Genomic DNA, 15,437 nt, shown 5'->3' on the forward strand with positions numbered 1-15,437 from the left:
GCCTGCCACCCGGCAGCTTTCGCGCACTGCAAAATTTCTGCTGTTCCGGCACAAAAGGGGCGTGAATGCTTTTTTCGTTCATAACTTTGTGATACCATACCTCTATAAGCATATCACTCAGACGGAGATCCTGCTATGGAACACTACGATTGGAACGAGGGCTGGCTGTTTGCCCCCACCTTTGACACGGCGCTGGTGCGCCCGGAGTGCCCGGAGCTTTCCCTTACCCCGGTGCGGCTGCCCCACACGGTCAAGCCTCTGCCCTATAACTACTGCAATGAAAACGACTACCAGCGCCTGTGCGGCTACCGGCGGGAGTTTTTTGCGCCCAAGGAGTGGCTGGGCCGCACCGTGCTGCTTACCTTCGGGGCGGTGGCGCACGACGCCACCGTGTTCTGCAATGGGCGGCGGGTGTTCCACCATGGCTGCGGCTACACCGCCTTTACGGTAGACCTGACCGGCGCGCTGCGTCTGGGACAGAAAAACGTGGTGGCTGTGCGCTGCGACTGCCGGGAGGATCTGAACATCCCGCCCTTCGGCGGGCAGCTGGATGCGCTGACCTACGGCGGCATCTACCGCGCCGTCAGTCTGGATATCAAGGAGCCTGCCTACCTGCGGGACGTGTTCATCGAGGCCAAGGCCGAGGGCGATTTCCGCATCTACACTGCCACCGTGGGCGAGACGGTCGGCTGCACCCTGCAGGCCGAGATCCGCAGCCCCGCCGGGAGCCGGGCGGTGTACAGCGGCGAGCTTTCCCTGCCCACCACCGGCACACTGAACAACGTGCACCCGTGGAGCTTAGAGCACCCCACCCTGTACACCCTGACCGTGCGGCTCATCCGCCCCGGCACCGGCGGTCTGCCCGACCGGGTGCTGGACGAAAAAACGGTGCGGTTCGGTTTCCGCACGGTGCAGTTCGTGGCAGGCGGGCTGTACCTGAACGGCCAGCGGGTGGAGCTGCGCGGGCTGGACCGGCACCAGAGCTACCCGTATCAGGGCTACGCCATGCCGGACAGCATCCAGCGGCTGGACGCCCAGCTGCTGAAAAAGGAACTGGGCTGCAACGCCGTGCGCACCTGCTATGCGCCCCCCAGCCCGGCGTTTCTGGACGCCTGCGATGAGTTGGGTCTGCTGGTGTTCCCCGAAATGCCCGGCTGGCAACACATCGGCGATGAGGTCTGGCAGGCGCAGGCGCTGCAGAACTGCCGGGAGATGGTGTGCCAGTACCGCAATCATCCCAGCATCTTTTTGTGGGGTGCCCGCATCAGCGGCAGCCCCGACAACGAGGCCTTTTATAAGCGCACCAACGAAGCCATCCACCGGCTGGACCCCACCCGCCCCACGGCGGGCACCCGCAGCACCCGCAAAAGCCAGCTGCTGGAGGACGTTTACGCCTACAATGATTATTCCTACGCTGGGCGCGGCGCGGGCTGCGAGAACCGCGCCGCCGTGACTCCCGACACCCGCAAGGGCTACCTTATCAGCGCGTTCGGCGGACAGAACTTCCCCGCCAAGCCCTTTGACGATGAACCTCACCGTCTGGTGCAGGCGCTGCACCACGCCGCCGTGCTGAACGACAGTATCGCCCAGCCGGGCGTGGCAGGCAGCTTTGGCTGGTGCATGACCGACTACAACACCCACCGGGAATTCGGCAGCGGCGACCGCATCTGCTACCACGGCGTGATGGACCTGTTCCGCAACCCGAAGCTTTCTGCCGCCGTTTATGCCAGCCAGAAAACGCCCCGCGCACCCTCCGACATCGTGCTGGAGGTCTCCTCCGCCATGACGCTGGGCGACCTGCCCGGCGGCGCAGCAGCCGCCTGCTGGGTGTTCACCAACGCCGAGAGCGTTCGGTTGTACCGCGGCAACGACTTTGTGGCCGAGTTTGGCCCCGACCGCCGGGGACGCTTTGCCGCCCTGCCACACCCGCCCATCGAGATCAACGATTTTGTGGGCTCCCTGCTGGAAAAGTACGAGGGCATGGATCACGCCACTGGCGCACAGGTCGCCGCCATCCTCAACGAGCTGCGGCGGGACGCCATGGCGCTTTCGCCCCTTTCCAAGGCGCGGATGCTCTCGCTGCGGCTGAGCTGGAGCGAGCTGCTGCGGATGTACTACAAATACATCGGTGTGCTGGGCAGTTCCGCGCCGGTGTACCGGTTCGAGGCGGTATGGCATGGCCGCGCCGTGCGCACCGTGGTGCGGGAGCCGGTGCAGAGCGTCCGACTGGAATGCACCGTGCACAATCCCCTGCTGACCGACGGCCCCACATGGGACTGCGCCGCGGTCAGCCTGCGCGCCATCGACCAGAACGGCAACCTGCTGCCCTACTGCGGCGAGGCCGTCTGCCTGTCCGTGGAGGGGCCGCTGAAAATTCTGGGCCCCAGCGTGGTGCCCCTGCGGGGCGGCATGGCGGGCACCTACCTTGCCACCACCGGCGAGGCCGGACGCGCCGTGCTGCACTGCCGCATGGAGGGCGCACTGGACACGGAGGCGGTGCTCACCGTGCGCAGCCGGGAGGAGCAAAACGTTTAATTTTCGTCCTTTCATGATAGATTTGCAGTCTGTTCAAAATTTTATCATGGTTGGCTGATATCCTAGAAGCACAAAGTATTCCGCAGGGCGGCGCTGCTGCCCTGCGTTTCCGTGTGTAAAGCCCCAGAGAAGAGGATGCGAAAACCTATGAGAGAAAAATTCCGTCAATTCATGATCGGGCGCTACGGCACCGATGGCCTGAACCAGTTTTTGAGCATGAGCTCCATCGTGATGCTGCTGGTATCGCTGCTCACCCGCGTTTCCCTGTTCACATGGCTGGGCGCAGCGCTGCTGATCCTGTGCTACTACCGCAGCCTGAGCCGCAACATCTCCAAGCGCACCGAGGAGAACTACCGCTTTTACAGCCTGAAGGACCGGTTCAATAACAAGTTCCGCAGCCTGAAGGAGCAGTGGGCCAACCGCAAGCTGTACCACTACTACCGCTGCCCCCAGTGCCGTCAGAAGCTGCGCGTGCCCCGGGGACGCGGACGCATCCAGATCTCCTGCCCCCGCTGCGGCACCCAGTTCATCAAAAAGAGCTGAGCTGCCATGTTCGGATATGTGATCCCGGATCGGGCCGGCCTCAGCCCCGAAGCGCAGAGCCGCTATCGCTCGGCCTACTGCGGGCTGTGCCGCCGCATCGACGCCTTGCACGGGCTGCGGGGACGGTTCAGCCTGAGCTATGACCTGACCTTTTTAAATATCCTGCTGTGCAGCCTGTACGAGGGCGAAACGCCCGCAGACAGCGGCATCGACCGCTGTCCCGTCCACCCGGTGCATGGTGTGCTCTGGCGCAGCGCCGACCCTACCGACTACTGTGCCGACCTGAGCGTAGCGCTGCACTACTATAACGCACAGGACAAATGGCAGGATGACCATAATCTGCTGGCACTGGGGTACAGCACCCTGCTGGACAACAGCACCGCCGAGGCCGCCCAGCGCTGGCCGCGGCAGTGCAATGCGATCCGCGCTTGTCTTGCCAAACTTGCTGAGTACGAGGCCGCCGGCAGCACCGACCTTGACGCGGTGTCCGGCTGCTTCGGTGCGCTGATGGCAGAGCTGTTCGACTACCGGCAGGATCGCTGGGCACCGGAGCTGCGCAGCATCGGCTTTCATCTGGGCAAGTTCATCTACCTGCTGGACGCCTACGACGACCTGCCCCGCGACAAGCGCCGGGGCGCATACAATCCCCTGCGGGAGCTGAGCACCCACCCGGACTACGAGGAAGAGATGCTGGACATCTTTGAGCTGCTGCTGGCACGCTGCGCGCAGAACTTTGAGCGTCTGCCCTGCGTGGAGGACGCGGACCTGCTGCGCAACATCCTGTATTCCGGCGTATGGCTGAAATACAACTGCAAAAACGCAAAACGCACCGGAAAGCCCGATGCATCTTGATTTTGTGCCGATGTTCCGGTAAAATAAAACGGATGCGGTGCAGCGGTGCTGTACCGTCAGTATAATGAGTGAGGAAGTATACCGAGCATGAGAGATCCCTATGAGGTGCTGGGCGTTCAGCGCGGCGCAAGCGACGACGAGATCAAAAAAGCATACCGCGCCAAGTGCAAACGCTGGCACCCGGATTTGAACCCCAACGACCCCACGGCTGAGGAGCACTTCAAGGAGGTGCAGGCCGCCTACGATGCCATTACCAAGGGCGATGCCGGCCCCCAGATGGGCGGCAACCCCTACGGCGGCTACCAACAGCAGGGCTACAACCGGCAGAGCTATGGTCAGCAAGGCTATGGGCAGCAGAACTACGGTTACACCGGCTTTGATGGCTTTGACGGGTTTGAGGGCTTCGACCCCTTTGGCTTCGGTTTTGGCTTTGGCGGCTATCAGCAGGCCGGGCCCAGCGCCTCCGGCACCGACACCCCGGAGATGCAGGCCGCCCGCAATTTTGTGGCCAATGGCCGCTACGCCGAAGCGCGCCGGGTGCTGGACGGCATGACCGGCCGCAATGCGCGGTGGTATTACCTCTCTTCGCTGGCCAATCAGGGGCTGGGCAAAAGCGTGGACGCCCTGCAGGATGCCCGCCGCGCCGTGCAGCTGGACCCGAACAACACCGAGTACCAGATGCACCTGCGCCGGATGCAGAACCCCGGCCAGACCTACCGCACCCAGACCACCTACGCCCAGCCCGGCGGGCTTTTGCGCTGGTGCTGGAGCATGATTTTGCTGAACCTGCTGTGCAACTGCTGCTGCGGCGGCTGGGGCTTCCGTGGGTTCCGGATGTGATATGATTTTATACAAAAAGGCTGCTGCACGCACGGTGCAGCAGCCTTTTTCTGTTTGCGGATGTAAGGGTTTGCTCTTACTTCTGGGGAGCCTCGAAAGCAATAGCGGTAGCACCGGCAGCGGCGTCCACACTCTTCAGAGAGATGGGAGCCACCTCGTAGTGCAGGGTGTCAAAGCTCTGGGTGTTGCCGTCCTCGGTGGTGAACTCCAGAACGTAGACAACGTCAGCCTGCTTGTCAGCCTCGACATCGCGGGTGATGACGATGCTCTCGCCGTCAGCCAGACCCTCGCCTGCCAGGTTCTCGCCCTTGTCCTCAGAGCCTGCATCGTACAGGTACAGCTCGGTCACCTTGCTGCCGGTGGTGTTGTACACGGTGTACTCGGCAGAAGTGGCCTCAGCCTCGGAGGAAGCAACCTCGGAGGAAGCAACCTCGGAGGAAGCAGCCTCGGAAGAGGCAGCAGCAGAGGATGCGGTGGAGGATGCAGCGGTAGAGGCAGCGCCGCCGCAGGCGGTCATGCCGACAGCCAGTGCCAGAGCGGCAGCGGCAATTGCAACAGTCTTGAGCTTCATAGGGATTATCTCCTTTTTCGTCTTTTGTTGGTGTCAGCCCCCGGCAGCATACCAACCGCCTTGGTTGGGCTGATGTTCTCTTATTATACGCACATTGACAAAAAAAGCAAGCTTTTTTCGTGAAAAATCAACGATGAAACAAGAACTGTTACCATTTTGACATGAATTTGGCACATTTTAGGTGGCAGAAACATGAAACAGGTTGCGTATATGCAGCTTTCGTTTCCTGCCGCTGTGCAGACGGCGAAATAGAGCTGCAAAAAATTTTATTCTCCCCTTGACAACAGCCCACCGCCGCTGTATACTGTGCATCGTGAACGTTGTTCATGTTGGAGGGTGAGTGTATGAATCCAATGGCAACATCCAAGGCGGACATCCTGAAAACCAGCCGGGAGCTGATCCAGCAGAACGGCTGGGCAGCGGTCAACATCCGTGCGGTCGCGGCCGCCTGCGGGGTCTCTGTGGGCTGCATCTACAACTACTTCGGCTCCAAGACCGAGCTGGTAAGCGCGGCCGTGGAAAGCATCTGGAACGACATCTTCCACCACCCGGAGGACGAAGCCGTGTTTCAGGACACCCTGTCCTGCATCCGGTGGATGTACCGGCAGATGGAATACGGCTGCCAGCAGTATCCCGGCTTTTTCACCCACCATGCGCTGGGTTTTGTGCGGCAGGACACTGCCAATGGCAAGCAGCAGATGCGGCAGACATGGCAGCACATTCTGGATGCTTTGTGCAACGTGCTGCGCCACGATGCCAAGATCCGTCCGGGTGCTTTTACCGAGCAATTCACCCCGGAACAGTTTGCGGGCATCCTGTTCTCCCTGATGCTGTCCGCGGTGGTGCAGCAGAACTTCGACCCCTCTGCGGTGCTGGAGATCGTGCGCAGGACCATTTATTAAGCAAAAAAACATCCCACAAGCCTTGTGGGAGTTTTTTAAGCCCGAATGTGAACATAGTTCAATTTGGTTTCTGCGCCCCGCAGACTATACTACTGCAAGCCCTTTTCCCTATGATGCTTCCGGTACGGCTGTGCCGCGCCGGTTCGCTATAAAATCAAAAAACTGCAATCAAAACAAATAAAGGAGAAAAACGTATGAGAGCTGTTATTGAAACTGTTTTCGACATCTTCTATCTGGTCACCGTGCTCACGGTGGGCATCCGCATGATCCGCGATAGCAAGACTGGCACCCAGTTCCGCCTGTTCGGCCTGATGGCCGTTGTGCTGGGCGCGGGCGACGCCTTCCATCTGGTGCCCCGCGCACTGGCGCTGTGCACCACCGGTCTGGAAAACTACGCCGTGCCGCTGGGTCTGGGCAAGTGGATCACCTCTGTGACCATGACCGTGTTCTATGTGCTGCTGTACTACGTCTGGCGCAAGCGCTACCAGATCGAGGGTCAGAAGAACGTGACCGCCGCGGTGTACGCCCTGTCCGCTGTGCGCGTTGTGCTGTGCATGATGCCGCAGAACCAGTGGCTCACCAACCACACCCCGCTGGCATGGGGCATCCTGCGCAATGTGCCCTTTGCCCTGCTGGGTCTGCTGATCATCGTGCTGTTCTACCGCAGCGCCAAGCAGAACAACGACAAGGCTTTCCGCTGGATGTGGCTGACCATCGTGCTGAGCTTCGGCTTCTATATCCCCGTGGTGCTGTGGGCAGACGTGAATCCCATGATCGGTATGCTGATGATCCCCAAGACCTGCGCCTACGTCTGGACCGTGCTCATCGGCTACAACGCCATGAAAGCCGAGACCGGCAATCAGAACTAACCTTTTCCCCCGCTGCTTAACAGAAAACCCGCCGACAGACAGCGATGCACTGCTCTGCCGGCGGGCTTTTTATATTGTATAAATAAATATGGCTCCAAAACACCTGCAGGTGTTTGGAGCCATATTTAAACAATTTCTTTTCACCCTTCGGTGAAATATTCCGGGTGGACGCTGCGGGCCTGCTCCACCGAGAGCTTATAGCGGTTCAGGTGGCTTTCCAGCGCTTCGCCCAGTTCATCGGCGGTGCCGTGCAGCACCATTTCCAGAATGCGGGTGTGGGCGGCGCAGACGGATTTGTTCTCGTTGGTCTGCAGGCTGAACTTGCGGATGCGCTCCACATGTTGCAGCTCACCCAGCATGTGGTCAAAATGCGCCTCCATGCCGGTGATCTCAAAGGCCTTGCGGTGGAACTGGTTGTCCAGTTCCAGCAGGCGGGTCTCCCGGTTCGGCTGGGTCAGGTCGGCTTCCAGTAAGCGGTAGTTCTCGATGACCTGCCGGTACTCCTGCTCCTGCTGGTCGGTCAAGCGGCCGCGCACCCGGTTCAAAATCTCTTTTTCCAGGGTGAAGCGGGCAAACTGCTCCAGCTCCATCCGCTTCAGGTCGATGGGCGCCACATGGGTACCGCTTTGCGGCTTGATGTCCACCATGTGGGCAATGTTGAGCATGATCAGCGCCTCCCGCATGGGGGTGCGGCTGATGCCCATCTGCTCCGCAAGCTCCCTGTCGTTCAGGGGGTCGCCGGGCTTCAGCTCCATGGTGATGATCCGGCTGCGGATGGTCTGATACGCCTGTTCCCTCGCACTCAAAGATGCCATTGCAGTGTTCTCCCTTCGGGGTCAGTTGGTGATATACTAGTATATGACCATATTACCCAACTGCCGGGCAACTGTCAATAGCAGGAGCAACCGAAAATCAAGGGCAATTTTTTGCTATTTTGTTCAATGAAGTGCCCGCGCCGGGCGGTACACCACCGGCAGCCACACAAAAGCCACCGCCAAGCCGCAGGCCACATCAATGACCGAGTGCTGCTTGGTGAACACGGTGGACAGGCAGATCAGCGCCGCCCACACCCACGCCAGCACCTTGCGCAGAGGCTTGCCCTCTGCCAGCTTGCTGTGACTGAAGGCCATTGCCATGCAGGCAGAGCTCTGGCAGTGGATGGAGGGGCAGACGTTCACGGCGGCGTCCGCCTTCCACAGCAGCTGCATGATCCGCAGCGCCGGGTTATCCCGGCCAAGAGTCTCCACGGCAGGACGCAGTTCCAGCCCGTTGGGCAGGATCATGTACACGATCAGGCAGAAGGTCATGCCGGAAAACATGGTCATGCAAAGTTTATCATAGCTGGCGGTATCGCACCACCACAGTGCCGCCGTCACCCCCGCCAGCAGCAGAAACCAGCTGCAATAGGGGAGCACAAACCACTCGTTAAAGGGGATCAGATCGTCCAGCGGGCTGTGCAGGATATATTTCGGGGCGGTGACGGTGAGGTCCAGCCAGAAGAACCAGATCAGGTACACCACCCAGTACAGCTGGTACCACAAATGCGGGCGGCACCGGCTGCGCAGTTGGCTAAGTTTCATGTCGTTTCTCCTATTTTTTATGTGAATTGACGTGTTATTATAGCACATTCCGTCCACTTGCGCAAATGTTTTCCCTGCGATACAATAAAAACAAGCTGCATCTTATTTATAAAAGGAGTACGTCATGCCACAAGAATTTTCCGCCATCCGTCTGGTCGCGCTGGATCTGGACGGCACCCTGCTGAACCGCGAGGGGCACGTCACCCCCCGCACCCGCGCCGCTCTGCAAGCTGCTGTGGATAAAGGCGTGTACATCGTGCCCGCCACCGGCCGACCGCTGGCCAGTCTGCCGCCGGAGGTGGCGCAGCTGCCCGGCATCCGCTACGTCATCACCTGCAACGGTGCCGCCGTGTGGGATTTGGGCACCGACCCCGTGGGCGCAGTGTACAGCCGCTATTCCAACGCAAAAGAGCACCGCACCAGCACCCCGGTCTGCCTGCTGCACAGCCTGATGCCGGTGGAGACTGCCCGCGAGGCCTTTGCCGTCTGCGAGAGCTGCCACGCCGACCTGCGCATTTTCTCGGACGGATACGCCTGCACCGATGCCCGCAGCATTGCGCTGGCCGCTGCCCGGGCAGCAAAGAAGGACGGCACCGAAGCGTGCCAGCCCAACGATGGCCGCTTTACCATTCTGCGGGACGCAGCCGAGTGGATGAGCCGCAACGCCTTTGCCATTGAAAAGCTCTGCGTGTTTTTTGAAACCCCGCAGCAGGCTGCGGCCGCGCTGCCCCGCTTCCGCGCCGTCCCGGGCGTGGAGATCGTACAGGGGTCGCCGAAAAACGTGGAGGTGACCGCCGCCGGTGTGGACAAGGGCGAGGCGCTGCGCGCACTGGCCGACCGGCTGGGCGTCCCGCACGAATGCACCCTTGCGGTGGGCGACAGCGAGAACGACCGCGCCATGCTGCAAAAGGCCGGGGTAGCCGCTGTAATGGCCAACGGCATGCCGGAGATCCGGGCACTGGCGCACCTTGTCAGCAAAGCCGACTGCGACCACGACGGCGTGGCCGAGATACTGGAAACCCTTGGCATCTGAGCCAGTTTTTGCAGCAATTTTCCAGCATTTTTACCGGCATTTGCCCCGATTTTTCGGGTCATTCGTCATTTTTGTGCAATGTATACAAGCTCTTATGCAAAACATTGTGCTTGTTGAGTATTACCAAAGACGGGCTGTTCGTTTATACTAGTACTATAAGCGCGTATGGGGGTATTGCGCCCACTGGAGCAAACCCGACGCACCAAGAGAGTTCAAATATAAAAGGAGAAATGCGTTATGAATCCCATCGTAGAAAAGGTCTATCAGATCGGCATTATCCCTGTTATCGCTTTCAACAGCGTTGATGAGGCCCTGCCCCTGTGCAAGGCTCTGGCTGAGGGCGGTCTGCCCGCAGCTGAGGTCACCTTCCGCACTGCCTGTGCTGAAGAGTGCATCCGCAAGATCCACGAGGAGATGCCCGAGATGCTGCTGGGTGCCGGCACCGTTCTGACCTGCGAGCAGGCCGACCGTGCTATGGCTGCCGGTGCTTCCTTCATCGTTGCTCCCGGCTTCGACCCCGAGGTCTGCAAGCACGTCATCGACAAGGGCGGCATCATGATGCCCGGCACCTGCTCCGCAGGCGAGATGCAGCAGGCCATGAACATGGGCTGCGAGGCTCTGAAGTTCTTCCCCGCTGAGGCAAACGGCGGCGTGGGCATGCTGAAGAACATCGGCGCTGCCCTGAAGGGCGCTCGCTGGATGTGCACCGGCGGTGTCAACGCCAAGAACGTCAACGATTATCTGGGCTATGACCAGATCTTTGCCGTGGGCGGCACCTGGATGTGCAAGAGCGATGTGATCAAGGCCGGCGACTGGGCAAAGATCACCGCACAGAGCAAGGAAGCTGTTGACACCATGCTGGGCCTGAAGCTGCTGCATGTCGGTATCAACACCGGCAACGAGGAAGAGGCCATGAAGGTGGCTAACCTGATCGGCGCTATGCTGAACATGAAGGTCGCTCCCGGCAACTCCAGCATCTTTGTCGGCAACAAGGAGTTCGAGATCATGAAGAAGCCCGGCCGCGGCACCAATGGCCACATCGCCATCGGCTGCAATAACGTGGACCGCGCCATCTATCACCTGTCTCAGCGCGGCGTGAAGTTCGATCTGGACAGCAAGAACGTGAAGAACGGCAAGACCGTTGCCTGCTACATGGCAGACGAGATCGCCGGCTTTGCCTTCCATCTGGTGCAGGCATAAGCGCCTGTCCCCCTTTTACCGTAAAAGCCCCGCCGCAGCGGGTATGCCCTGCGGCGGGATGATGAAACACCTGATATAAAGGAGAATAACCAATGAAAGTCGTTACTTTTGGCGAACTGATGGTCCGTCTGCAGCCCTTCAACTACGAGCGTTTCGTTCAGGCTAACAGCCTGGAGTTCAGCTTCGGCGGCGGCGAGGCTAACGTTGCTGTTTCTCTGGCCAACTACGGTCTGGACGCAGCTTTTGTTACCAAGCTGCCCGCACACGCCATCGGTCAGGCCGCTGTCAACAGCCTGCGCCGCTACGGCGTTGATACCAGCATGATCACCCGCGGTGGTGACCGTGTGGGCATCTACTACAACGAGAAGGGCGCTTCTCAGCGTGGTTCCGTCTGCATCTACGACCGTGCCAACAGCGCCATCCAGCTGGCTCAGCCCTCCGACTTTGATTGGGACAAGATCTTCGAAGGCGTGGATTGGTTCCACTTCACCGGCATCACCCCGGCTCTGGGCGAGAACGTTGTCGAGATCTGCCGCGAGGCCTGCAAGGCTGCTAAGGCTCACGGCGTGAAGATCAGCTGCGACCTGAACTACCGCGGCAAGCTGTGGACCCGTGAGCAGGCCCGCGCTGCCATGACCGACCTGTGCCAGTACGTTGACGTCTGCATCTCCAACGAGGAGGACGCAAAGGACGTGTTCGGCATCGAGGCCGAGGCTACCGATATCTACGGCGGCAAGCTGAACGCTGAGGGCTACAAGAGCGTTGCCAAGCAGCTGGCTGACAAGTTCCACTTCGAGAAGGTCGCTATCACCCTGCGTGAGAGCCACAGCGCATTCGACAACGGCTGGAGCGCTATGCTGTACGATGTTGCTTCCAACGAGTACTGCTTCTCCAAGAAGTACGACCTGCACATCATCGACCGCGTTGGCGGCGGCGACTCCTTCGGCGGCGGCCTGATCTACAGCCTGCTGACCGGCAAGAGCACCCAGGAGGCTGTGGAGTTCGCAGTTGCAGCTTCCGCTCTGAAGCACTCCATCGAGGGCGACTACAACATGATGACCGTGTCCGAGGTCGAGAAGCTGGCCGGCGGCGACGGTTCCGGCCGTATCCAGCGCTAATTGCAGGAGGGAGTCCGCCATGGATATCCGTTATTCCTGCAACCAGAAGGATTTTAAGCGCTATACTACCGAGGAAATGCGGGACGAGATGCTGATCACCGGCCTGTATAAGGCAGATGAAGTGGTGGCCGTTTACAGCCATGTGGACCGTATGGTCACGCTGGGCTGCATGCCGGTACACGAGACCGTGTCCATCGACAAGGGCATCGACATCTGGGCCAACTTCGGCACCCACTACTTCCTGGAGCGCCGCGAGATCGGCATGTTCAACATCGGCAAGGATTCCACCGGTATCGTGGTGGCCGACGGCGTAAAGTACGAGCTGGGCTACAAGGACTGCCTGTACATTACGCAGGGCACCAAGGAGGTCACCTTTGCTTCCGCCGACCCGGAGCATCCCGCCAAGTTCTACATGGTCTCTGCTCCGGCACACTGCGCTTACCAGACCCGTCTGATCAAGATGGCTGATGCAAACCACCGCCCGCTGGGCAGCGTGGAGACCTGCAACAAGCGCACCATCAACCAGTTCATCCACCCGGATGTGCTGAAGACCTGCCAGCTGAGCATGGGTATGACCGAGCTGGCACCGGGTTCCAACTGGAACACGATGCCCAGCCACACCCACGAGCGGCGCATGGAGATCTATACCTACTTTGAACTGCCCGAGGGGCAGGTGGTGTTCCATATGTGCGGCGAGCCTACCCAGACCCGCCACATCGTGATGCACAACGAGGATGCTGTCATCAGCCCCTCCTGGAGCATTCACAGCGGCGTAGGCACCTCGAACTATACGTTTATCTGGGCAATGGGCGGCGAGAACATGGAGTTTGACGACATGGACAACATCGCTACCACTGACCTGCGCTAAAAGCACCAATCAAACGCCCCGTACCGGGAAACCGGCACGGGGCGTTTTGCTAAAAAATTAACTTGGATACTGTGAAAAAAGGAGAACCTCATGGATCTGTCTGCATTCAACCTGCAGGGCAAGGTAGCCCTGATCACCGGCGGTGCCCACGGCATCGGTTTTTCCATTGCAGAGGGCATGGCCAAATGCGGCGCCGTCATCTGCTTCAACTGCTCCTCTGAGGCCAGCTTAGAAAAGGGCATGGCCGCCTACAAGGCTGCCGGCATCGACGCCCACGGCTATGTGGCAGACGTTTCCGACGAGGACGCCGTAAACGCCATGGTGGCAAAGATCAAGGCCGAGGTCGGCCCGGTGGACATTCTGGTGAACAACGCCGGTCTGATGAAGCGCGTGCCCATGATCGAGATGAGCCACGCCGACTTTATGCGTGTGATCGACGTCCATGTGGGCGGTGCCTTCAACTGCTCCAAGGCCGTACTGCCCGACATGATGGAAAAGCGCGAGGGCAAGATCATCAACATCTGCTCCATGATGAGCGAGCTGGGCCGCGAGACCGTCTCTGCCTACGCCGCCGCCAAGGGTGCGCTGAAGATGCTGACCAAGAACATCGCCTCTGAGTACGGCGAGTACAACATCCAGTGCAACGGCATGGGCCCCGGCTACATTGCCACCGCCCAGACCGCGCCCCTGCGTGAGCGTCAGCCGGACGGCAGCCGTCATCCCTTTGACAGCTTCATCGTTGCCAAGACCCCCGCAGGCCGCTGGGGTGACCCGGAGGACATGGTTGGCCCCTGTGTGTTCCTTGCCAGCCACGCATCCGACTTCGTGAACGGCCAGATCCTCTACGCCGATGGCGGCATTCTGGCCTATATTGGCCGCCAGCCTAAGTAAATCCTGAAAAAAATCCCCCCGGCGGTGCTCGCCGGGGGGATTTTTTATAGGCAAATTAGACGATTTTAAATGCGCTCCGCGGAGCGCTCCAAACGCATTTTCACGGGAGGGGTCGTAACGAAAAAAAACCGGCTGCCGCACGTTTTGTGCAGCAGCCGGTCAGTGTTTTATTTAGAGGTCATTCTGCCAAAGTGGCCTTTTTCCTCTTCGTCCTTTTTGGTGTCAGGCTTTTCCGCCGGGGTCAGACGCACCTCGGTCACGCGGCGCTTGGCGGTGCGGGTGACCACGCCGTCGTAGCTGCCCAGCGTAAAGCGGTCGCCTACCTTGGGCAGGCGGCAGGTCTTTTCCTGCACCAGACCGTTCACTGTGTTGGAGTCGATATCCTCGTCCTCCGGCAGACCCAGCCGCTCGTACAGGTCGTCCACGCCGGCGCTGCCCAGCACGATCCAACTGCCGTCCGACTGCTTGCGGAAGTCCTCGGTCACCTCGTCGTGCTCATCCCAGATCTCGCCTACCAGCTCCTCCAGAATGTCCTCCAGCGTGATGATGCCCTCGGTGCCGCCGTACTCGTCCACCACCACAGCCATGTGATGGTGCTGCTCGCGCAGGGTGCGCAGCAGCTGGGAGATCTGAGTGGAGCCTGTGGTGTAGAGGGTGGGCTTGACCAGATCCTCCAGCTTGGTCTCCTTTTTCAGGCGTGCCATGTAGAAGTCCTTTTCATGTACCACACCAATGATGTTATCAATGGTGTCGTGGTACACTGGCAGACGGGAGTAGCCGGATTCCGCAAAGGTCTGTGCCACCTCTTCCAGCGGCATATCGTCCTCCACCGCGATCACATCCACGCGGGGGGTCAGGATCTCTTCCACCTCCACGTCATCAAATTCGATGGCGCTGCGGATCAGCTCACTTTCCCGGTCGGTCAGTTCGCCGTCATTCTCGGCTTCGCTGACCATGGTCATCAGCTCGCCCTCAGTGATGGTGTCCTCCTCGGTGCTGTGGACAAAGTGCCCCAGAAAGCGCTTCCACTGGCTGAACAGCCATGTCAGCGGGGTAAACACCAGCATCAGCAGGCTGAGCGCCGGCGCAACTGCGGTGGCTACCGTTTCCGGCATCTCCTTGGCAAGGCTCTTGGGGGTCACCTCGCCAAAAATCAGCACCACCACGGTCAGCACCATAGTGGACACCGTAGCGCCCCGCTCTGCACCCAGCATCTTGGTGAAAATGATGGTGCCAATGGAGGCTGCGGCAATGTTCACGATATTGTTGCCGATGAGGATGGTGGAAAGCAGCTTATCGTATTTTTCAGCCATTGCCAGCACCCGGGCGGCAGAGGTATCGCCGTCCTCGGCGCGGCTTTTCAGGCGGATCTGATTCAGGGAAGAAAATGCGGTCTCGGATGCGGAGAAAAAGGCGGAGAATACCACCAATACTACCAGCGCTACCCAGAGCGTCATACTGCCATCGTCCATAAAAAGGGGAATCACACTCAACTTTCTGTTTTAAATTTAGTTTTATTTGCCCGTTGTATTTTTATTGTGCTTCAACCGTGCCAAGCGGGCTTTTCCGTATACAAAAATGTGCTTTCCATCGTTGCCATTTCCACGATGAAAAGCACATCAATGTTATTTTCTA

The 15,437-nt window shown here is 59.6% G+C and carries 15 protein-coding genes; 11 read left to right on the top strand and 4 right to left on the bottom strand.

Annotation, left to right across the window (positions count from 1 at the left end; translation table 11 throughout):
* Window positions 1-135 precede the first annotated feature (135 nt).
* The 4 genes from MTP43_RS12220 (at window position 136) to MTP43_RS12235 (ending at window position 4,770) form a co-directional block, all read left to right on the top strand.
* Complete coding sequence (locus MTP43_RS12220) at window positions 136-2,535, top strand: glycoside hydrolase family 2 protein (protein WP_113620771.1); 2,400 nt, start codon at window positions 136-138, stop codon at window positions 2,533-2,535.
* 147 nt (window positions 2,536-2,682) lie between these two features.
* Window positions 2,683-3,078: a hypothetical protein gene (locus tag MTP43_RS12225; RefSeq protein WP_055185500.1), complete on the top strand. Its 396-nt coding sequence runs from the start codon at window positions 2,683-2,685 to the stop codon at window positions 3,076-3,078.
* A gap of 6 nt (window positions 3,079-3,084) precedes the next feature.
* Complete coding sequence (locus MTP43_RS12230) at window positions 3,085-3,930, top strand: DUF5685 family protein (RefSeq protein WP_097783111.1); 846 nt, start codon at window positions 3,085-3,087, stop codon at window positions 3,928-3,930.
* An 87-nt stretch (window positions 3,931-4,017) separates the two neighbouring features.
* Complete coding sequence (locus tag MTP43_RS12235) at window positions 4,018-4,770, top strand: J domain-containing protein (RefSeq protein ID WP_113620770.1); 753 nt, start codon at window positions 4,018-4,020, stop codon at window positions 4,768-4,770.
* 76 nt (window positions 4,771-4,846) lie between these two features.
* Here MTP43_RS12235 and MTP43_RS12240 read toward each other — a convergent pair whose 3' ends face one another.
* Entirely contained in the window at window positions 4,847-5,341 is a 495-nt protein-coding gene (locus tag MTP43_RS12240) for a hypothetical protein (RefSeq protein WP_005921061.1), read from the bottom strand.
* A 344-nt stretch (window positions 5,342-5,685) separates the two neighbouring features.
* Here MTP43_RS12240 and MTP43_RS12245 point away from each other — a divergent pair, with 344 nt between their 5' ends.
* On the top strand, window positions 5,686-6,243 hold the full coding sequence (locus tag MTP43_RS12245; protein ID WP_044959644.1) for a TetR/AcrR family transcriptional regulator: 558 nt from the start codon (window positions 5,686-5,688) through the stop codon (window positions 6,241-6,243).
* 194 nt (window positions 6,244-6,437) lie between these two features.
* Complete coding sequence (locus tag MTP43_RS12250; RefSeq protein ID WP_005921067.1) at window positions 6,438-7,112, top strand: hypothetical protein; 675 nt, start codon at window positions 6,438-6,440, stop codon at window positions 7,110-7,112.
* 140 nt (window positions 7,113-7,252) lie between these two features.
* Here MTP43_RS12250 and MTP43_RS12255 read toward each other — a convergent pair whose 3' ends face one another.
* On the bottom strand, window positions 7,253-7,927 hold the full coding sequence (locus MTP43_RS12255) for a GntR family transcriptional regulator (protein ID WP_005921069.1): 675 nt from the start codon (window positions 7,925-7,927) through the stop codon (window positions 7,253-7,255).
* Between the two features lie 123 nt (window positions 7,928-8,050).
* Complete coding sequence (locus MTP43_RS12260) at window positions 8,051-8,692, bottom strand: phosphatase PAP2 family protein (protein ID WP_005921071.1); 642 nt, start codon at window positions 8,690-8,692, stop codon at window positions 8,051-8,053.
* A gap of 124 nt (window positions 8,693-8,816) precedes the next feature.
* On the opposite strand from MTP43_RS12260, the gene MTP43_RS12265 reads away from it, so the two are divergent.
* The 5 genes from MTP43_RS12265 (at window position 8,817) to MTP43_RS12285 (ending at window position 13,802) form a co-directional block, all read left to right on the top strand.
* On the top strand, window positions 8,817-9,725 hold the full coding sequence (locus tag MTP43_RS12265) for a Cof-type HAD-IIB family hydrolase (RefSeq protein WP_113620769.1): 909 nt from the start codon (window positions 8,817-8,819) through the stop codon (window positions 9,723-9,725).
* 237 nt (window positions 9,726-9,962) lie between these two features.
* On the top strand, window positions 9,963-10,925 hold the full coding sequence (gene eda / locus MTP43_RS12270; RefSeq protein WP_097783102.1) for a bifunctional 4-hydroxy-2-oxoglutarate aldolase/2-dehydro-3-deoxy-phosphogluconate aldolase: 963 nt from the start codon (window positions 9,963-9,965) through the stop codon (window positions 10,923-10,925).
* A 92-nt stretch (window positions 10,926-11,017) separates the two neighbouring features.
* Window positions 11,018-12,043, top strand: a complete 1,026-nt coding sequence (locus tag MTP43_RS12275) for a sugar kinase (protein ID WP_055185510.1) — start codon at window positions 11,018-11,020, stop codon at window positions 12,041-12,043.
* Window positions 12,044-12,062: 19 nt separating this feature from the next.
* On the top strand, window positions 12,063-12,911 hold the full coding sequence (gene kduI / locus MTP43_RS12280; protein WP_113620768.1) for a 5-dehydro-4-deoxy-D-glucuronate isomerase: 849 nt from the start codon (window positions 12,063-12,065) through the stop codon (window positions 12,909-12,911).
* 90 nt (window positions 12,912-13,001) lie between these two features.
* Window positions 13,002-13,802, top strand: coding sequence for a gluconate 5-dehydrogenase (locus MTP43_RS12285; RefSeq protein ID WP_005921081.1), 801 nt, complete (start codon window positions 13,002-13,004; stop codon window positions 13,800-13,802).
* Between the two features lie 167 nt (window positions 13,803-13,969).
* On the opposite strand, the gene MTP43_RS12290 is transcribed toward MTP43_RS12285, so the two are convergent.
* Window positions 13,970-15,274 (bottom strand): HlyC/CorC family transporter, encoded by a 1,305-nt coding sequence (locus tag MTP43_RS12290; RefSeq protein WP_005921083.1) that lies wholly within the window; start codon window positions 15,272-15,274, stop codon window positions 13,970-13,972.
* Window positions 15,275-15,437 lie beyond the last annotated feature (163 nt).

The organism is Faecalibacterium sp. IP-1-18 (assembly GCF_023347355.1).
GTDB lineage: Bacteria > Bacillota > Clostridia > Oscillospirales > Ruminococcaceae > Faecalibacterium > Faecalibacterium prausnitzii.